The organism is Rhizobium sp. RU35A, from assembly GCF_900156005.1.
GTDB classification, from domain to species: domain Bacteria; phylum Pseudomonadota; class Alphaproteobacteria; order Rhizobiales; family Rhizobiaceae; genus Neorhizobium; species Neorhizobium straminoryzae.
This window is the reverse complement of record NZ_FTMR01000020.1, coordinates 26,282-45,111: the sequence shown is the minus strand read 5'-3', so window position 1 is coordinate 45,111 and position 18,830 is coordinate 26,282. Positions and strand designations below refer to the sequence as shown.

The 18,830-nt window shown below is 63.4% G+C and carries 12 protein-coding genes; 6 read left to right on the top strand and 6 right to left on the bottom strand.

Annotated features, from left to right (window positions below; translation table 11 throughout):
• Window positions 1-276: 276 nt before the first annotated feature.
• A complete protein-coding gene (locus F3H95_RS25710) occupies window positions 277-1,029 on the bottom strand; it encodes a DUF4261 domain-containing protein (RefSeq protein WP_188134491.1) in 753 nt (250 codons plus the stop codon).
• 408 nt (window positions 1,030-1,437) lie between these two features.
• Here F3H95_RS25710 and F3H95_RS25705 point away from each other — a divergent pair, with 408 nt between their 5' ends.
• A complete protein-coding gene (locus F3H95_RS25705; protein WP_149748050.1) occupies window positions 1,438-2,592 on the top strand; it encodes a fumarylacetoacetate hydrolase family protein in 1,155 nt (384 codons plus the stop codon).
• 3 nt (window positions 2,593-2,595) lie between these two features.
• Here F3H95_RS25705 and F3H95_RS25700 read toward each other — a convergent pair whose 3' ends face one another.
• The gene (locus tag F3H95_RS25700; protein WP_188134490.1) at window positions 2,596-3,516 is read right to left on the bottom strand and encodes a DMT family transporter; all 921 of its coding nucleotides are present in this window, start codon (window positions 3,514-3,516) and stop codon (window positions 2,596-2,598) included.
• A gap of 311 nt (window positions 3,517-3,827) precedes the next feature.
• On the opposite strand from F3H95_RS25700, the gene F3H95_RS25695 reads away from it, so the two are divergent.
• Window positions 3,828-4,001, top strand: coding sequence for a DUF1328 domain-containing protein (locus tag F3H95_RS25695; protein ID WP_143125176.1), 174 nt, complete (start codon window positions 3,828-3,830; stop codon window positions 3,999-4,001).
• Between the two features lie 297 nt (window positions 4,002-4,298).
• Here the strand turns inward: F3H95_RS25695 and F3H95_RS25690 are convergent, their stop codons facing one another.
• On the bottom strand, window positions 4,299-4,760 hold the full coding sequence (locus F3H95_RS25690; RefSeq protein WP_149748045.1) for an Lrp/AsnC ligand binding domain-containing protein: 462 nt from the start codon (window positions 4,758-4,760) through the stop codon (window positions 4,299-4,301).
• A gap of 133 nt (window positions 4,761-4,893) precedes the next feature.
• On the opposite strand from F3H95_RS25690, the gene putA reads away from it, so the two are divergent.
• Complete coding sequence (putA, locus tag F3H95_RS25685) at window positions 4,894-8,586, top strand: trifunctional transcriptional regulator/proline dehydrogenase/L-glutamate gamma-semialdehyde dehydrogenase (protein ID WP_149748044.1); 3,693 nt, start codon at window positions 4,894-4,896, stop codon at window positions 8,584-8,586.
• A 159-nt stretch (window positions 8,587-8,745) separates the two neighbouring features.
• Entirely contained in the window at window positions 8,746-9,318 is a 573-nt protein-coding gene (locus F3H95_RS25680) for a DUF922 domain-containing protein (protein WP_149748049.1), read from the top strand.
• Between the two features lie 99 nt (window positions 9,319-9,417).
• On the opposite strand, the gene F3H95_RS25675 is transcribed toward F3H95_RS25680, so the two are convergent.
• A complete protein-coding gene (locus tag F3H95_RS25675) occupies window positions 9,418-10,746 on the bottom strand; it encodes a dicarboxylate/amino acid:cation symporter (RefSeq protein ID WP_188134489.1) in 1,329 nt (442 codons plus the stop codon).
• A 258-nt stretch (window positions 10,747-11,004) separates the two neighbouring features.
• Between F3H95_RS25675 and F3H95_RS25670 the strand changes: the two genes are divergently transcribed.
• Both F3H95_RS25670 and F3H95_RS25665 read left to right on the top strand, forming a co-directional pair.
• Window positions 11,005-12,822, top strand: a complete 1,818-nt coding sequence (locus F3H95_RS25670; protein WP_244618143.1) for an ATP-binding protein — start codon at window positions 11,005-11,007, stop codon at window positions 12,820-12,822.
• Window positions 12,819-14,186, top strand: coding sequence for a sigma-54 dependent transcriptional regulator (locus tag F3H95_RS25665; RefSeq protein WP_149748042.1), 1,368 nt, complete (start codon window positions 12,819-12,821; stop codon window positions 14,184-14,186). Before F3H95_RS25670 ends, F3H95_RS25665 begins: the two co-directional genes overlap by 4 nt.
• Before the next feature lie 40 nt (window positions 14,187-14,226).
• On the opposite strand, the gene F3H95_RS25660 is transcribed toward F3H95_RS25665, so the two are convergent.
• Both F3H95_RS25660 and F3H95_RS25655 read right to left on the bottom strand, forming a co-directional pair.
• On the bottom strand, window positions 14,227-17,151 hold the full coding sequence (locus F3H95_RS25660) for a PAS domain S-box protein (protein ID WP_143125171.1): 2,925 nt from the start codon (window positions 17,149-17,151) through the stop codon (window positions 14,227-14,229).
• Between the two features lie 237 nt (window positions 17,152-17,388).
• Window positions 17,389-18,807: a phosphomannomutase gene (locus F3H95_RS25655; protein ID WP_149748041.1), complete on the bottom strand. Its 1,419-nt coding sequence runs from the start codon at window positions 18,805-18,807 to the stop codon at window positions 17,389-17,391.
• Between the last annotated feature and the right edge of the window lie 23 nt (window positions 18,808-18,830).

The window sequence follows — 18,830 nt, the reverse complement described above, 5'->3', positions numbered from 1 at the left end:
GGAAAATTCCAGCTCCCGGTGGCCCAAAATCGGGGAGCACGTCACAAAACCGCTGGAGCGAACTCAAAACTGGATAAAACTTGGGGGCAAGGTCACGGGTTCTTCGTGTCATGGCGAGTTCCGCAAGCGAGCTTCTCGCGCATCACTTCGAGCTCGTCGAGTTGATCGGCGGGGATTGCGATTGGACCCGGAGCCTTGAGAAAATGTGAACGATCCGCATGGCGCAGCGTTCTGTTGCACATCCTATTCAGACTGCTGGCCCTGCGAGGTGGCGTACTAAGCCCTGGTCGCGAACTGCAGGGAATAGATCTGATCCGGGTAGAACAGGGATCGTTCAATCTTCACCGGTATCTTCTGTGTTGCGCTGATGCCAATCGTATGACCGTCACGGATGTCAGGCCGCGATGTGATCAAGTAACTGCAGAAGCCGAACACGAACAGATGCAGATTCGCGACCGTTCCTGCGAACCGGCGCGCTTCAACCTCCGTGAGGTTGAACTGTGAGAGGCCTTTCGTGGAGCACAGGATGCCCGACTTTGAAAAAAGTCTCCTCTTTTCGTTGGCAAAGAAGCAGGAGATGAAGAGCGGTATGCCGACCTGGTCGGATTGCACGACAAGATCCAAAACAGCTTTTCGCGGAAGAAGAGCGCCTGACTGGGGGCACACCGTGCCGATCGCATCATCGCCAGACTGGAAGATTGCAGCAAGCAGCCGCTGCACCAGCAAGGCCCGCTTTACCGGATCACTACCGCCAGCCACCGTGACGATCAGATGTGACCGGTGTGCTCTGATATCACCCCAGGCACTCGGCCAAAGCCGCGCATTCTTGATTTCCGGATCAGAGGGTTGCAGCGGCGCGGGCGCGCCGACGTGCATGATGACGCAGAGACACTCGCCCTCTCTGAACAGATAGGGCGGCATGAGATCATCCGTGCCAATGGTGGCGTCCGGAAAGATCGCCTGAAGCCCGTGTTTCAGCGCGCCGGCATCCGATAGGTCCAGGCTTTTCAGAAAGACCAGGACGGTCATTCCATTGCTTTGATCTACGACAGATCGATCAGGAACCATAGACGAACAAGCCTCTCAATCAAATGTATCGATGAATTTTTCCATTTGCGGCGACAAAAGTCTGGCCTTTGTGAAATGAAAAACCGCAGCTTTGAATAGACCGATAGTCTGTACCCGTGTGGAAACGGTGGCAAGCCGTCTATTTCCCTTCTGTTGGGATAGACAGCGCAGCACAGTGCATAGAGGTATTCGTGAGTGGCTTCTGGTCTGACATCGGCGCTCCTGACGGTGCCTGGCGAACGGATTGCGCCCTATCGACATCTGTTCCCTAAAACCACTTCAGCGTGGAAATCCCCGCAAATCTGTCCTAGATCCAGAAAGCCGCGCCGTGGAGGGTGTGGTCTGACATCAAGGGAGGTCGTGTTGAATATGGACATGCGCGTGCGGGCGGCGGATATTCTGCCGGAGGATGAGGAGGCCCTTCTGATTGGCCGGGTCTGGTCGAAGCAGAAGGATGGGCCTTGCGTCGTTCTCGTGCGGGATGGACGGCTGGTTGATCTCAACACGCTTGCTCCGACCGTGTCCATGCTGCTCGAACTGCCTGATCTCCCCAAGCATCTGCACGGTAAGGCTTATGAGGATCTTGGACCGCTCGAGGCCTATCTTGACGGTTCGGCGGGCGATCTTCTGGCCCCTTGCGATCTCCAGGCCGTGAAGGCTGCGGGCGTGACCTTCGCCGACAGCATGTTGGAGCGCGTCATCGAGGAGCAGGCCCGTGGCGATGCCTCGCGCGCCGACGCAGTGCGCGCCAAGCTTGCTCCTGTGATCGGCGACAGCCTGCGCGGCGTCGTTGCCGGGTCCGAGCAGGCTGCCAAGGTGAAGGCACTGCTGCAGGACATGGGCCTATGGTCGCAATATCTTGAGGTCGGAATCGGTCCGGATGCGGAAATCTTTACCAAGGCGCAGCCGATGTCTTCAGTCGGCTGCGGCCAGCGCGTGGGCATTCACCCGATGTCCGAGTGGAACAATCCGGAGCCGGAAGTGGTGCTTGCCATCCGCTCCGACGGTGTGATCGTCGGCGCCACACTTGGCAATGACGTCAACCTGCGCGATGTCGAGGGGCGCTCGGCCCTGCTGCTCGGCAAGGCCAAGGACAACAATGCCTCCTCGGCGATCGGTCCCTTTATCCGCCTGTTCGACGATGCGTTTACGCTGTCGGATCTCGAGGTCGCAAGGGTGTCCCTGCTGGTCGAGGGGCGCGATGGTTTCGTGATGACCGGCGAAAGCGCGATGTCGGCGATCAGCCGTGCCCCGTCCAATCTTTCCCGCCAGCTTCTCAACAGGAACCACCAGTATCCGGATGGGGCCATGCTGTTCCTTGGCACCATGTTCGCGCCCGTGAAGGATCGCCGCGGCCAAGGCCAGGGGTTCACCCATGAGGTGGGCGATCGTGTGGAGATCGCCACGCCGAAGCTTGGGCGTCTTGTCAACTGGGTCGATCGCAGCGATGCCTGCCCGGAATGGCAGTTCGGCACCGGTGCCTTGATGCAGAACCTGGCGCGGCGCGGTCTCCTGCAGGGCTGAAGCCTATTCGGGAACTGCGGGCAGCACCCTGTCGCGCCGCTTCAACTGCTGCTCGCGGAAGAAGATGAAGAGGCCGGAACCGACAATCAGCGTCGCGCCGATCACCATGGTCAGGCGCGGCACTTCCCCGAACAGGACGAAGCCGAAGACAACGGCCCAGATCAGCAGCGTATACTGCAGCGGCGCAACGCTCGCGGCATCCGAGGTTTTCAGCGCACGGTTGACCAGGATATGCGCGCCCATGGCGATGATGCCGAGCAGGCAGAGCATGATCAGCGCCGCCGGACTGCCAAGCGGTGCCCAGTCGAACGGTGCCATCACCAGCCCGACCAGCCCCGCGCCGGAAATCTGGAAGAAGACCAGTACCTTGTCCGGCGTGTTGCGCAGGCTGCGGCCGGAGAGCAGCATGAAGGCGAAGGCGCCAGTGCCCAGGATGGAAATCAGGGCAGGCGTAGTGAACATCGCGCTCGAGGGTTCGAGTGTGATGACCACCCCGACAAAGCCGACGGCGATGGCGCTCCAGCGCCGCCAGCCCACCTTCTCTCCGAGCAGGAGCGGGGAAAGTGCTGCGACATAGATCGGCGCTGCTAGCCAGTAGGTCATCACGTCGGCGAGCGGCATGGACATGACGGCATAGTAGAAGCAGAAGATTTCAAGCGTCGAGAAGAAGACCCGGGCAGCCTGTAGGCGTGGCCGCTCGACCGCGCGGAGCGTCGTCCAGCCATCCTTCCAGAGAAACGGGACGAGAATCACCAGCGCTGCCACGCTGCGCAGCAGGATCACCTGGCCAAGGCCATAGCTCGCCACCAGCCATTTCCCCATGGCATCGTTCAAGGCAAACATCAGCATGCCGAACAGCATGAGGCCAGGTCCGCTGAAGAGCAGGCCACGGGTGCCTGCAGGCGCGCCGGTATGTAAGGTCATGGGCAAGTCTCCGGATTCTGGCGGCATGCTCTCCCCCGCGAGGAAGGCCGGGCAGCGGCGGGACGGGATGTCATGCAGCAATCAACCGTCCCGAGGTCAGATTGCATCCATCGGTCGTGCCTAGCATGGAAAAACCGTGCTTCGCTAGATATCCTGCGGGTACCACAAAACGGGCTGTTCCATCGCCTCGATCCCGCAGCCGACGAGATGGCCCGCCTTCCTTCCCCATGATTTCAGAGAGGGACCCTGTGGAACCCGGGCGCGGTCGCTGACGTTGAGCGATATATTCACCGAACGATCAGGATCATACCATGCTGAAATGGGCACTCATCTTCTTCGTCATCTCGCTGATCTCCGGCTTTCTCGGCTTTTCCGGGATTTCGGCCGCGACAGCCACCGTGGCGCGGATTCTGTTCTTCATCGCCATCGTTGTCTTCCTCATTTTCCTGGTGCTTGCCTTCATGGCCGGCAGTGCCGTGCTCTGACGAGACCATTCGAAAAGGACCGCGACCTGCATGGTCGGTCGCGGTTCCAAGGAGCAGCGCCGACAGCAGCCCACCGTGCACGGCGGGCGCTGAAAACAAAAAAGCCCCGCCAAAGGCAGGGCAATCTGGGGGAAAACTCGACTCCTCCAGGAGCGAGCCGTCATATTCAGCCAGACTTGCGCGGAAACGGCGAGGGCAGTTTACCCTAAAATGGTACGATCTGTCGGAAAAAGGACAATAATCTTGTCCAAAGCGACGTCATTCCGATCCTAACTGGTAAAGATCAATTTCCGCTCCCTACCGCTCCTTCACGGATTGCATCGCGACAGAGGTCGAGGTGCTGGCGACATGCGGCAGGCTGGAGATCTTTTCACCCAACACCTCCCGGTAACGACGGATATTCTGGGTGCGCACCTTCAGGAGGTAATCGAAGCGGCCAGCGATCATGTGGCATTCCTCCACCTCCTTGATCTTGTGGACTGCAGCGTTGAATTCACTCAGCGCCTGTTCCCGGGTGTCCGACAGCTTCACCTCGGCAAAGGCGACGTGATCGAGCCCCAGCTTGCGCGGGTTGATGATGGCCCGGAAGCCCAGGATGTAGCCATCCTCGATCAACCTCCGCAGGCGGGCATTGCACGGGGTTTTCGACAGGCCGATCCGGCTGGCCAGATCGGTCACCGAGATGCGGCCATTATCGGCCACGGCATCGAGAATCTTCAGGTCGAAGGCGTCGATATCTTCGATTTTCTCTGCATCCATGGTCAATTTCTCCGGTTTTATCGGCAAAGAATAATGAATTCGTCTAGCTTTGACCATGAATTCAGAACAGCTGAAATCAGACTTTTGTCGTATGATCTCATCATTCCCCCTTGTCGTGAACGAGATCCCGGCGATGACCCTGCAAAGCGCTCCGTCCTCCGTTGCTTCCTCTGCTCCCTTTGCCCGATTTGCCCCACCGGTGGGGCAGGCCTCGACCCTGCGTGCGGCGATCACCGCCGCCTGCCGCCGACCGGAGGCGGAATGCCTGCAGCCGCTGCTATCGGCGGCGCGATTGGCGCAGAACGACAAGGCGGCGGTCCGGGAGACGGCGCGCCGGCTGGTAACGGCGCTGCGTCAGAAGCCGCGTGGCGGCGGAGTGGAAGGTCTGGTGCACGAATATGCGCTCTCCAGCCAGGAAGGCGTCGCCCTGATGTGTCTGGCGGAGGCACTGCTGCGCATTCCCGATACCGCAACCCGGGATGCGCTGATCCGCGACAAGATTGCTGCCGGTGACTGGAAGTCGCATCTGGGCGGCGGTCGTTCGCTGTTCGTCAATGCGGCCACCTGGGGGCTGGTCGTGACCGGGCATCTGACGGCCACCGTCAACGATCGCAGCCTTGCGACGGCGCTCACGCGGCTGATTGCCCGCTGCGGCGAACCGGTGATCCGCCGCGGCGTCGACATGGCGATGCGGATGATGGGGGAGCAGTTTGTGACCGGCGAAACCATCGAGGAGGCGCTTGGCCGCGCCAAGGCGATGGAAGACAAGGGCTTCGGCTACTCCTATGACATGCTGGGGGAGGCAGCCACCACCAGGGCGGATGCGGAACGCTACTACCGCGATTATGAGACGGCGATCCATGCCATCGGCCGCGCCGCCGGCGGACGGGGCGTCCATGCCGGGCCGGGCATTTCCATCAAGCTTTCGGCGCTGCATCCGCGCTACAGCCGGGCGCAGGCCGAACGGGTGATGGCAGAGCTTCTGCCGCGCGTCGCGGCGCTGGCGCTGCTTGCCAAAACCTATGACATCGGGCTCAACATCGATGCGGAGGAGGCGGACCGGCTGGAACTGTCGCTCGACCTGCTCGAGCATCTGGCGTTCGATCCACAGCTGGTGGGCTGGAACGGCATCGGCCTCGTGGTGCAGGCCTATGGCAAGCGCTGCCCCTTCGTCCTCGATTTCGTGATCGATATCGCTCGCCGCTCCGGCCATCGGCTGATGGTGCGCCTTGTCAAGGGCGCCTATTGGGATGCGGAAATCAAGCGGGCGCAGATCGATGGGCTTGAGGATTTTCCCGTCTTCACCCGCAAGGTCCACACGGATGTGTCCTATATTGCCTGTGCCCGCAAGCTGCTGGCTGCCCGCGATGTGATCTTCCCGCAATTCGCCACCCACAATGCGCAGACGCTTGCCACCATCTACCATCTGGCCGGGCCGGATTTCACGCCGGGTTCCTACGAGTTCCAGTGCCTGCATGGCATGGGCGAGCCGCTCTATGAAGAGGTTGTCGGCAAGGCCAACCTGAACCGTCCGTGCCGCATCTATGCGCCGGTCGGCACGCATGAAACATTGCTCGCCTATCTGGTGCGTCGCCTGCTGGAAAACGGGGCCAACTCCTCCTTCGTCAACCGCATCGGCGATGCCAGCGTGCCGGTGGAGGATCTGGTGGCCGATCCGGTCGATGTCGCGGAGGCCATGGCATCCCCCGGCGCGCCGCATGACCGGATCGACCGTCCGAAAAACCTTTTCGGCGCGGGACGCCGCAATTCTGCCGGGCTCGATCTCGCCAGCGAGGCCCTGCTTGCCGATCTATCGGTGGCGCTGCGGGAAAGTGTTGCTGTTGATTGGCAGGCCGCGCCGCTGGTTGCCGTTGGCGGTATATCGGGCGACAGTGCGCCGGTGCTCAATCCTGCCGATCATGGCGATCGCGTCGGCACCGTCACGGCGGCCAGCGAAGACATGGCGCGGCAGGCCGTGGCCGTGGCTGCCGCAGACGGCATGGCCTGGGGGGGCGTCTCACCGGTCGAGCGGGCCGCCTGCCTGGACCGGGCGGCGGATCTTCTGGAAGGCCGGATGCCGCATCTGCTCGGGCTCATCATCCGCGAGGCCGGAAAATCGGCCGCCAATGCGGTGGCCGAGGTGCGCGAGGCTGTCGATTTCCTGCGCTATTATGCCGAACAGGCGCGCCGCACGCTGGGGCCGGTGCACCGGCCGCTCGGCCCCGTCACCTGCATCAGTCCCTGGAATTTTCCGCTGGCGATCTTCACCGGCCAGGTGGCGGCGGCGCTGGTTGCCGGCAATCCGGTGCTGGCAAAGCCCGCCGAGGAAACGCCGCTGATTGCTGCCGAGGCCGTGCGCATCCTGCATGAGGCCGGTGTGCCGCGGGCCGCCCTGCAGCTTTTGCCGGGCGACGGGCGGATCGGCGCGGCGCTGGTCTCGGCGCCGCAGACCTCGGCCGTGATGTTCACCGGCTCGACGGAGGTTGCCCGCCTGATCCAGGCCTCTCTCGCAGAGCGACTGCTGCCATCCGGCAAGCCCGTGCCGCTGATTGCCGAAACCGGCGGCCAGAACGCCATGATCGTCGATTCCTCGGCGCTCGCCGAACAGGTGGTCGCCGATGTGATCGCCTCGGCCTTCGACAGCGCCGGCCAGCGCTGCTCGGCGCTGCGCATCCTCTGCCTGCAGGAGGAGGTGGCGGATCGGGTGCTGACCATGCTGAAGGGCGCGCTTCTGGAGCTGTCGATTGGCCGCACCGACCGGCTGAGCACCGATATCGGCCCGGTCATTACCGCCGAGGCCCGAGACATCATCGAGGCGCATGTTGAGCGCATGGCGGCCCTCGGCTACCCGGTGCATCGCACGGCGCTGCCGGAGGAGACGCGCGCCGGCACCTTCGTTGCCCCGGCCATTGTCGAGGTGGATTCGCTGCAGGCGCTGACCCGCGAGGTGTTCGGCCCGGTGCTGCATGTGCTGCGCTATCGCCGCACCGGCCTCGATCGTCTGATCGAGGAGATCAACGCCTCCGGCTATGGCCTGACCTTTGGCCTGCACACGCGACTCGACGAAACCATCGCGCATGTGCTGAGCCGGATAAAGGTCGGCAATCGCTATGTGAACCGCAATGTCATTGGTGCGGTGGTCGGCGTGCAGCCCTTTGGCGGGCGCGGGCTTTCGGGCACCGGGCCGAAGGCGGGCGGGCCGCTCTATCTCGGCCGCCTGGTCGAGGTGGCGCCGGAGCCGCCGCAGACGAGTTCCGTGCATGTCGATCCGGCCCTCTCTGCGCTGGCGCGCTGGCTGGAGGATCGCCAGCAGGGCGCCCTGGCCGAGCTTGCCCGCAGCATCGGCGGTCAGTCGGCGCTCGGTCTTGAACGAACTTTGCCGGGGCCGGTCGGAGAGCGGAACCTCTATGCGCTGCATCCGCGCGGCCGCATCCTGCTCGTGCCAAAGACAGAGGCCGGACTGATGACACAACTCGCCGCCGTGCTCGCCACGGGAAACATGGCGGTCGTGGATGACCACGCGTCCGGGATGATCGATTTCACCGCCTTGCCGGCTTCCGTTGCGGCGCGGATTGATTTCACCCGCGACTGGGCGGCCGATGCGCCTTTTGCCGGCGCATTGATCGAGGGAGAGGCAGATACCGTGCGGCAGGCGATGGTGCGCATCGCCGCTTTGCCCGGCCCCCTGGTGCTGGCGCAGGCGGCCGCCTCCGACGCCATGGGCCGACCGGATGCCTATTGCCTGCACTGGCTGCTGGAGGAAGTGTCCACCTCGATCAACACGGCAGCTGCCGGTGGCAATGCCAGCCTGATGGCGATCGGCTGAGCCTCCCGGATACCGTGGTGATACGCCTGGATGCCCTTGCCACCCGGCTCCGCTTTCCTATGATGCGCGCCGCCGACCAGTGGAGAAGGTCCAGCGGGGTCGGTTGCTTCAGGAGGCTTCGGTTTGATCGTCTGGATACGTCGTCGCGGGCTGGACCTTCTGGCACCGCTCCTCCTGGCCTTTCCGTCAGCGGCGCTGCCTGCGGACTGGCAGGCGGTGGAGCAGGTGAAGACCTATGCCATCAGCGGCCAGACCGGCGCTAAGCTTTACGAATCGATCGGTGACCGGGCGCCGAAGGCGGGCGGAGGCCTTGCCATTGCCCATACCGGCTTCAAGCTGACCTGGACGCGCACCTATGCTGTTGAGGGCAATGCCTGCGTGATCACCGTGGCAAAGCCGAAGGTCGTCATCACCTATACGCTGCCGCGGCCGGAGAGCCGGCTTCCGCCTGCGGTTGCCGCCAGCTGGTCGCGCTTCATTGCCGGCGTCGAGGCACATGAGCGGGTGCATGGCGGCTTCATCAAGACTCTGGTGCAGCAGATCCAGGATGTGAGCCTTGGCCTCAGGGTCGAAAACGACCCGAACTGCCAGAAGATCCGTCAGCAATTGACTGCAAAACTCGGCGTCCTGTCGAAGGTGGAACGCGCCAAAAATGTCGAATTCGACCGGGTGGAGCTTAGCCCCGGCGGCAATGTGCACCAGCTGATCCTGGCGCTGGTCAACGGTCCCTGACGATGCGCAGCGTTGCCGGCACGCAAGCGAAAGGCCCGCCATCGGCTGATGACGGGCCTTTCGAATGAGACCTTGCGGCCTCTTTCCCTGGGAGGAAACTCACTCCGCCGGCTGCAGCGCACCGGTTGCGGCGTCGGCCGGCAGGCGGCCGGTTAGAGCCTCGGCAAGCTTTGCCTGATCCAGTTCGTTTTCCCAGCGGGCGACGACGATGGTGGCAACCGCATTGCCGACGAAATTGGTCAGCGCGCGGCATTCCGACATGAAGCGGTCGATGCCGAGGATCAGCGCCATGCCGGCGACCGGAACCGAGGGAACGACCGACAGCGTCGCTGCCAGCGTGATGAAGCCGGCGCCGGTGATGCCGGCGGCACCCTTGGAGCTCAGCATCGCCACCAGCAGCAGCAGGATCTGGTCACCGAGCGACAGATGGATATCCGTGGCCTGGGCGATGAACAGGGCGGCCAGCGTCATGTAGATGTTGGTGCCGTCCAGGTTGAACGAATAGCCGGTCGGAATGACGAGGCCGACGACCGAGCGCTTGCAGCCGGCCCGTTCCATCTTCTGCATCAGGCCGGGCAGGGCCGCTTCCGAGGAGGAGGTGCCGAGAACCAGCAGCAGTTCCTCCTTGATGTAGCGGATCAGCGCCAGGATGGAGAAGCCGTTGTAGCGGGCAACCGCACCCAGCACCACGAAGACGAACAGCAGCGAGGTGATGTAGAAGGTACCGATCAGCATCGCGAGATTGGCGATCGAGCCGATGCCGTATTTGCCGATGGTAAAGGCCATGGCGCCGAAGGCGCCGATAGGCGCCGCCTTCATCAGGATCGCGACCAGCTTGAAGATCGGGGCGGTGACGGCATTCAGGAAATCGGTGACCGGCTTGCCGCGATCGCCGACCATGGCGAGCGAGATACCGAACAGCACCGAGAAGAACAGCACCTGCAGGATATCGCCCTGCGCGAAGGCACCGACGATGGTTTCCGGGATGATGTTCATCAGGAAGCCGACGACGGAGGTTTCATGCGCCTTGGTGGCATAGGTCGAAACGGCCTTGGCATCGAGCGATGCCGGATCGATATGCATGCCGGAACCCGGCTGCACCACATTGGCAACCAGCATGCCGACGGCAAGCGCCAGCGTCGAGAAGGTCAGGAAGTAGATCATCGCCTTTCCGGCGACGCGACCGACCTTCTTCAGGTCGGACATGCCGGCAATGCCGGTGGCGACCGTCAGGAAGATCACTGGTGCGATGATCATCTTGACGAGACGGATGAAGGCGTCACCGAGCGGTTTCAGTGCTGCGCCGATATCCGGATAGAAGTGACCGAGCAGGATGCCGGCAGCGATCGCCACCAGAACCTGCACGTAAAGCTGCCGATAAAGCGGAATCCTGCCGCGCGGTGTTGCGGCATCCATATGAATGTCCATGCTACGGGTCCTCCATCGCGCCCCAACCAACATGGCTCTCCCGGGGCGGTATTTGACGATGGACACCTTTCAGCAATCGACGTGCCAAGTTTCAGATTTCCACTATGGTTTTGAAATAAAAGGAGAAATTATAGCTTTTGATGCGTTCAGGGCGAGAATGTGCGGTTTTTCGCACATTCTCGCCTTGCCTTCATGGCGGAATTTCGCACATGGTGGGATATGACAATCGGGTTGGAGAGTGCAGGAGAGCGGCGGGGGATGGCGCAAGGGTTGCGCAGTCCCTGGTTCCTCTTTGCGCTCTGCGCCTGCCTTCTCCTGGGGCTCACGCTTTTTCTGTCGCGCCACTACGCCACCCGCAGTGTGCTGGCGGACCTCACGCAGCAGGGGCGGGTGGACGCCGGTCTGAAGGTGGCATTGCTGAGAGCCGTGATGGAGCGGCCGCGCTCGCTGCCTCTGATTCTCGCACGCGACCGTGATGTGACCGAGGCCTTGCGTGACCCCGAAGCCGGCCGCCTCGATGCGCTCAACCGGAAGCTCGAGGATCTCGTCGTCGGAACCAACGCCTCCGTTCTCTATGTCCTGGATCGCCATGGGGTGGCGGTTGCCTCCAGCAACTGGCGCGACCCCACCAGCTTTGTCGGTAGCGATTACGGCTTTCGCGCCTATTTCTCCCGCGCCATCGCGGAAGGCAGGGCAGAGCATTTCGCCATGGGCAGCGTCAGCCGGCGACCGGGCCTCTATATCTCCAACCGTGTTGGGCCTGCCAGCAATCCGCTCGGTGTCGTGGTGGTGAAAGCCGAGTTCGATCAGCTTGAGAACGACTGGATCAGCGCCGCGCGGCCCTCCTTCGTTACCGACCGCCAGCAGGTGGTGCTGATCACCAGCATTCCGTCCTGGCGTTTCATGACGCTCGGTCCGCTGGCGCCGGCGGTGCGCGATGGCATTCGCGCCAGCCTGCAGTTCGGCGAGGCGCCGCTGGTGCCGCTCCCGACGATCCCGATGGAGCAGCTGAGCCCTGACGCCCGGCTGATGGATGTGCTGCTGCCCGGCCGGGGGCTGGAGCGCTATATCGAACTCGTGTTGCCGGTGCCGTCCACCGAATGGCAGCTGCATTACCTTGTGCCGGTGGAGCAGGCGCTCGCGTCCGGCCTGCGGCAGGCCGAATTTGCCGCCCTGCTCGGCTTCATTCCGCTTCTGGCGCTTGTCGCCTTCTGGATCTGGCGGCGGCAGACGACGCTGGCGCGCATCGCGGCCGGCCAGGCTGCACGACTGGAGCTGGAGCGACGCGTTGCCGAACGCACGCTGGACCTCACGCGTGCCCGTGACCGGCTGGAAGCCGAGATTGCCGATCACAAGACCACCGAAGCGCGCCTGCAGGGGGTGCAGCAGCAACTGGTGCAGGCCAACCGGTTGGCGATCCTTGGCCAGGTCGCCGCCGGCGTCGCGCATGAAATCAACCAGCCGGTGGCCACGATCCGCGCCTATGCCGACAATGCGCGGACCTTTCTGGAGCGCCGTCAGACCGCGCCGGCCGACGACAATCTGCGCGAGATCGCCGGCCTGACCGAGCGGATCGGCGCGATCACCGACAATCTGAAGGCGCTGGCACGGCGTGGGCGTGCGGCAGCAGGACCGGTGGCCCTGCAGGATGTCATCAGCGGTGCGGTGATGCTGCTGAAAAGCCGGTTTGCCGGCCGGATGGAGGCACTGGCGATTACCCTTCCATCGCCCGATATTGCCGTGGTGGGCAGCCGGCTCAGGCTGGAGCAGGTGATGATCAATCTCCTCCAGAACGCGCTGGAAGCGATCGGCACGCAACCGGACGGGCAGGTACGGGTCAGCGCCGTCGCGGATGACGAGACCGTGCGGCTTTTGGTGGAAGACAATGGTCCGGGCATTCCGCCTGACATTCTTGAGCAGCTGTTCACGCCCTTCAACAGCTCCAAGGAGGCTGGCCTCGGCCTTGGTCTCGTCATCGCCAAGGACATCGTCAGCGATTATGCCGGCCAGATCACTGTGGAAAGCACGGCTGGCGCCACCCGATTTACCGTGGAACTGAGGAGGGCCCGGCCATGACCTCACACATACCTGTCATCCTGATCGACGATGACCGGGATCTTCTCAAGGCAACCGCACAGACGCTGGAGCTTGCCGGCTTTGCCGTCCGGCCTTTCGCCTCGCCGCTGGACGCCCTGCAGACCATCGACAGGGATTTTTCCGGCGTTGTCGTCTCCGACATTCGTATGCCGCGGCTGGACGGTCTGCAGCTTCTGGCACGCATTCGCGCCATTGACGCGGATCTGCCCGTCATTCTCGTGACCGGTCATGGTGATATTCCCATGGCGGTCGGTGCGATCAGGGACGGCGCTTACGATTTCCTTGCCAAACCCTTTGCTGCCGACCGGCTGGTGCAATGCGTGGGGCGGGCGGGCGAAAAACGCAGTCTCGTGCTCGACAACCGCCGGCTGCGCGAGGCGCAGTTGACGGAGGAGGAGGGACTGCCTCTCATCGGCCAGACCCCGGTGATGCAGCGGCTGCGGCACACGTTGCGCCAGATCGCCGATACCGATGTCGATGTGCTGCTGACGGGCGAGACGGGCACCGGCAAGGAGGTGGTGGCAAGCCTTCTGCACCGCTGGAGCCGCCGCGCCAAGGGCCATTTCGTGGCGCTGAACTGTGGCGCGCTGCCAGAACAGATCATGGAAAGCGAGCTGTTCGGCCACGAACAGGGGGCCTTTACCGGTGCGCAGAAGCGGCGCGTGGGTCGCATCGAGCATTCGAGCGGCGGCACGCTGTTTCTGGACGAGATTGAAAGCATGCCGCCCGGCACGCAGGTTCAGATGCTGCGCGTCCTGGAAATGCGCGAGGTGACGCCGCTCGGCACCAATGAGGTGCGCCCGGTGGATATCCGCGTCGTCGCCGCCGCCAAGGTCGATCTTGGCGATCCGGCCGAACGGCGGGATTTTCGCGAGGATCTCTATTATCGGCTGAACGTGGTTTCTCTCTTCATTCCGCCGTTGCGCGAGCGGCGCGAGGATGTGCCGCTTCTCTTCCGTTATTTCACCCAGCGCGCCGCGACCCGCTTTCGTCGTACCGTGCCGGATCTCACGGCAGCCGTCACCCGCCATCTGTCCATGCATGACTGGCCGGGCAATGTCCGCGAACTCAGCCATTTCGCAGAACGCTTCGTGCTTGGTCTTGAGCCGGCTCAGGAAGAGGATCCGCCTGCGCTGCCGGTGTCTGTTGCGGCGGAGGGCGGAACGCTGCCCGATCGTCTTGCAAGGCTGGAGGCAGACATCATCCGCCAGACGTTGAAGGATCATGGCGGCGACGTTCGCCGCAGCATCGAGGCGCTCGGCATTCCGCGCAAGACTTTCTACGACAAACTCCAGCGCCACGGCATCGTGCGCGGGACCTTTGCCGATCGAGATGAGGGATAACTTCCTCAGAAGGACGAATGCCGAGCCAGATCCGAAGTGATCACTCCCGGATCAGCTGGCGGATCCGGTTTGCCAGCGCGTCCATGGCAAAGGGCTTGGTCATCACATACATGCCGGGTTCCAGATTGTTCTGGTTCAGCACGGCGTTTTCCGCATAGCCGGTGATGAACAGGATCTTCAGGCCTGGGCGCAGCGTTCGGGCCGCGTCGGCCAGCTGCCGGCCGTTGATGCCGTTCGGCAGTCCGACATCGGTGACCATCAGATCGATGCGTTCGCCGGATTCCAGATGTGGCAGCGCTTCTGAGGCTTCGCCCGCCTCTAGCGCCTTGTAGCCGAGTTCCTCCAGCACCTCGGTAATCAGGATGCGCACCAGCGGTTCGTCATCCACCACCAGCACGGTTTCGCCGGCTCCCTGCGCGAGCGGCACCTTTTCCATCGTGGTCTGCGGTGCATCCGCGGCAACCGCATCGATACCGTGACGCGGCAGGTAGATGAACACCTCCGTTCCGCGCCCGGGTTCGGTGACGATCAGTGCATGACCACCCGACTGTCGGGCAAAGCCATAGATCATCGACAGACCAAGCCCGGTTCCCTGACCGATGGGCTTGGTGGTGAAGAAGGGATCGAAGGCGCGGCTTGCCACATCCGGCGTCATTCCGGTTCCATTGTCACTGACCGACAGGACCACGTAGTCGCCGGGCTTCAGGTTCCGCTCGGCCGCTGCCTGCGCGGAGAGCTGCTGGTTACGGGTGCGGATGATCAACCTTCCGCTGCCGACGATGGCGTCGCGCGCATTGATGCTGAGGTTGAGAAGCGCGTTCTCGAGCTGACCCGGATCGACTAGCGTGTGCCACAGATCCGGCTGCAACTCCGTCTCCACTGAAATTTCCGGGCCGACGGAACGGCGGATCAATTCCTCCATTCCCGCCACCAGCGCATTCGGATCGGTGGGGCGCGGGTCGAGCGTTTGCCGGCGGGAGAAGGCAAGGAGACGATGTGTCAGTGCTGCCGCGCGTTTCGTGGCCCCCTGTGCAGCGCCCACATAGCGCTCGGCGTCCGAAATGCGGCCCTGCGTCAGGCGCAGCAGGATCAGTTCGAGGCTGCCGCTGATGCCAGCGAGAATGTTGTTGAAGTCATGGGCAAGACCGCCGGTCAGCTGGCCGACCGCCTCCATCTTCTGCGCCTGACGCAATGCCTCTTCCGAGGCGGCCAGTGCGGCGGCGGCCTCCTTTTCCCGCGTCACGTCGCGGCCGCTGCCATAAATGAGATCCCCATCGGCACCCGCCACCCAGGAAATCCAGCGATGACCGCCCTCCTTGTGCCGGTAGCGGTTTTCGAAGGGGGGGAATTCGCCCGTGAGATTGATGGCAAAGGTGGATAGAGTGGCCTCGTGATCTTCCGGAATGATGAAGTCGAACAGATGCCGTCCGAGCACCTCCGCCTCCGTCCAGCCCAGCAGCTTGGTCACGGCCGGATTGACGGCGTGGAAGATACCGTTCTTGTCCACGACGACGTTCAGATCCTGCGTGTTATGCCAGATCCGGTCGCGCTCGCGGGTGCGCTGCTCGACATCGGCTTCCAATGAGCTGGCGAGTTTCTGCAGCGCATGCTCGGCGCGCACGCGCTCGATGGCGGTATGGGCGCGCGAGGCAACCTCGCGGATGAACTCGGTATCCTCGCCGGACCATTGGCGCACGCTGTTGGAATTGACGAAGAAGACGGCCACGATCCGTCCCTTCTCCACGATGCCGACATTGACCAGCGCCCGGGCGCTGCGGCTCAGCAGATGCTCGACCGCCGGCTGCACGCGCGGATCCTCCAGCACGTCGTTGACGACAGCGATGCGATCGTTGAGCACGTCCTGGACGATGCCCGGCAGCAGCTTCAGGTTCAGGTTTTCCCGCACATCGGTGATGCCTTCCGCATTCCAGGCCTTCACGATGGTAAAGGATTCGAGTGCCTCGTCGACCGTTCCATAGCCGGCGCGGCTTGCCTCCAGAGTCTCGCCGATGATGCGGGCGGCCGAAAGCGCGATCTCTTCGGCATCCCAGAGCGACTGGATCTCGCGTGTCAGACGGATGAGTGCCTCGCGGCGCGCCTCGGCGCGGTGGCGTTCGGTGACATCGGTGGCGGCGCCAAACCATTCGACAATTTCGCCGCTGCCATCGGCCACCGGCACGGCGCGAGACAGAACCCAGCCGATCGAGCCATCGGCCTTGCGGATGCGATGTTCCATCTGGAAGGGGCGCCGCGTGCGGATCGAGCGGGCAATCGCCGCGCCGATAGCCGGCCGGTCCTCCACCGGCAGGTATTCCTCGATCCAGCGGGAGCTCGGCCGGTAGAGATTGGCAAGAAAGCCGCGTCCGTCCAGCTGGCGCATCTCGACCCAGTCGGCGCTCAGCCGATAGACCGCATCGGAAGTGGCGAGCGTCAGCGCCCGGAAACGGTTCTCGCTTTCGCGCAGGCGCCGCTCGGCGATCACGTTCTGTGTGGTTTCCACCACGATGGCGATGACGCCGGCCGGCTTTCCGCTCTCGTCGACAACCGGCGAGTAGTCCAGATTCATCCAGACCGGTTCCGGCCGACCATTGCGGATAAGTGTCAGTTCCTGGTTGCGATAGGCAAGCGTGCCGCCGGAAAGGCCGACGCGCATCACGTTGTCGTTGAATTCCGCGACCTCCGCCCAGCCTTCACGGACCTTCGAACCGAGCAGTTGCGGATGGCGGTCTCCTGCAAACACCGAATAGGCGTCATTGTAGATCATCACGCCGTCCTCACCCCACAGGAGGACGATCGGTACGGGAGAGAGCAGCAGCATGCTGGTGACGGATTTCAGGCTTTGCGGCCATTGCTCGATGGGGCCGAGACTGGTCGCCACCCAATCGAAGCCGCGGATCAGCGCGCCCATCTGGCCGCCCCCCGCCGGAAAGGAAAATCCGCTGCCCGTCATGCCATCAGCCGCCATGGGTCACCTGGTTCCTTGTTCGGCACTGTGGTCCCATGTCGCCTTCCGTCCGTCAACCATTCTCAGTTGCAAGCGCTCGACACGGCGAGCCTTCGCTCGAAACGCATGCTTTCGCATGATATTTCGCGCAGACCGCGCAAGGTCAATGGTGTGCACGCCACCTTCTCGTCGGCACGGGCACCGCGGCCCGTCAGGGCGCTGGAGGCTGGCGTTGTTCCACTTTTGCGAGCGGTCTGCTCAGCTGCGGGCAGCCCAGGCGCGGATCAGGTCAAGACCCTGCCGCAGAAGGGAAGCTGCGTCCTCTTCCGTAGCGGCCTCCACATAGCAGCGCATTTCCGGCGCATTGCCGGAAGGGCGCAGATGAATGATGCGGCCATCCTCCAGCGTCGTGCGCAGGCCATCCACGTCGGTCGATGATCTGACACGGCCAAGCGGCGCGAGGAACCCCGCCAGATTGTCCGGCGTGGCGCGCAGATGCGCCATCAGGGCGGAACTGGTCGCAACCGGAAAATTCTCCAGCCGGTCGGCGGCAGCGATTGGCAGGCGGAAGTCTGCCGCCGTCGCGGACAGGGTCTTGCCCTGCTGTCTTGCCAGATAAAGGGTGGCCAGCACGGGCAGGAAGCTGTCACGCGTCGGCAGGGCCGACAGTGTCGTGCCGTTCAGCGTGAAATCGGAGGCGGTCAGCAGGCCGCCATTCGCTTCGAAGCCCATCACGGCCCCATCGCCCGCGGCAAGGGCTGAAAGCATGCCCTCGATGACGAAGGGCGAGCCGACCCTGGTGCGCACGACGCGGAAATCTCCCGAGGCTTCGATGCCGGAATTGGAGGTGACGGGTGTGACGGCCACGCGGGCACCGAGAAAGTTGGCGACGATCAGGCCGAGCAGGTCGCCGCGCAATGGCGTGCCGGTCTCGTCTGTCACCAGCGGGCGGTCGCCGTCACCATCCGCGGAGACCACGGCATCGAGGCTGTGCTCGGCGGTCCAGGCCCGGAACAGCACGATCGACTGCTCGGAGACGGCTTCGGTATCAACGGGAATGAAGGTTTCGGAGCGGCCGAGCGGCAAAACGTCTGCGCCATAGCCGGCAAGCACGTCGACCAGCTGGTCACGTGCGACGGTGCTGTGCTGGTAGACGCCGATCTTCAGGCCTGCCAGACCGTTCTCCGGCAGGATGGCCGCATTGCGCGCGGCAAACAGGGCCGCGGCTACCGCTTCCTCCTTTGGCGCAGAACCGGGTGCAAGGTCGAGAAGGTCACTGGCCATGGAGTCTGCCAGCGTGGTGATCGCCAGTTCGTCCTGCTTGTCGATTTCACCATCGGGGCGGTAGAACTTGATGCCGTTGCGGTCGGCCGGAATATGCGAGCCGGTGATCATCAGGGAGGCGGCGCCCTTCGACATGGCATAGAGGGCGAGCGCCGGTGTCGGGATCGCGCCGCAGTCGACCGGGCTGAGGCCGGCACGCGACAGCGCGCCAATGCAGGTCGCCGCAATATCCGGGCTTGAGGGGCGGAAATCGCCGGCGACATAGATCGGGTCACCGGGCTTTGCCTTGCCGCTCTCCAGCAGATAGCGGGCGAAGGCGGTTGCATAGAGCGCCGAGGCATGCCCTTCCAGTTCCGTGACGAGGCCGCGCAGGCCGCTGGTGCCGAATTTCATGGATGCTTCCTTGGGTCTTGGGA

Bases quoted from the DNA above. Each gene is read 5' to 3' on its own strand.
- F3H95_RS25700 (WP_188134490.1), bottom strand. From the start codon at position 3,516: ATGACCTTACATACCGGCGCGCCTGCAGGCACCCGTGGCCTGCTCTTC.
- F3H95_RS25710 (WP_188134491.1), bottom strand. From the start codon at position 1,029: ATGACCGTCCTGGTCTTTCTGAAAAGCCTGGACCTATCGGATGCCGGC.
- F3H95_RS25695 (WP_143125176.1), top strand. From the start codon at position 3,828: ATGCTGAAATGGGCACTCATCTTCTTCGTCATCTCGCTGATCTCCGGC.
- F3H95_RS25665 (WP_149748042.1), top strand. From the start codon at position 12,819: ATGACCTCACACATACCTGTCATCCTGATCGACGATGACCGGGATCTT.
- F3H95_RS25660 (WP_143125171.1), bottom strand. From the start codon at position 17,151: ATGGCGGCTGATGGCATGACGGGCAGCGGATTTTCCTTTCCGGCGGGG.
- F3H95_RS25670 (WP_244618143.1), top strand. From the start codon at position 11,005: ATGGCGCAAGGGTTGCGCAGTCCCTGGTTCCTCTTTGCGCTCTGCGCC.
- putA (WP_149748044.1), top strand. From the start codon at position 4,894: ATGACCCTGCAAAGCGCTCCGTCCTCCGTTGCTTCCTCTGCTCCCTTT.
- F3H95_RS25655 (WP_149748041.1), bottom strand. From the start codon at position 18,807: ATGAAATTCGGCACCAGCGGCCTGCGCGGCCTCGTCACGGAACTGGAA.
- F3H95_RS25690 (WP_149748045.1), bottom strand. From the start codon at position 4,760: ATGGATGCAGAGAAAATCGAAGATATCGACGCCTTCGACCTGAAGATT.
- F3H95_RS25705 (WP_149748050.1), top strand. From the start codon at position 1,438: ATGGACATGCGCGTGCGGGCGGCGGATATTCTGCCGGAGGATGAGGAG.
- F3H95_RS25675 (WP_188134489.1), bottom strand. From the start codon at position 10,746: ATGGACATTCATATGGATGCCGCAACACCGCGCGGCAGGATTCCGCTT.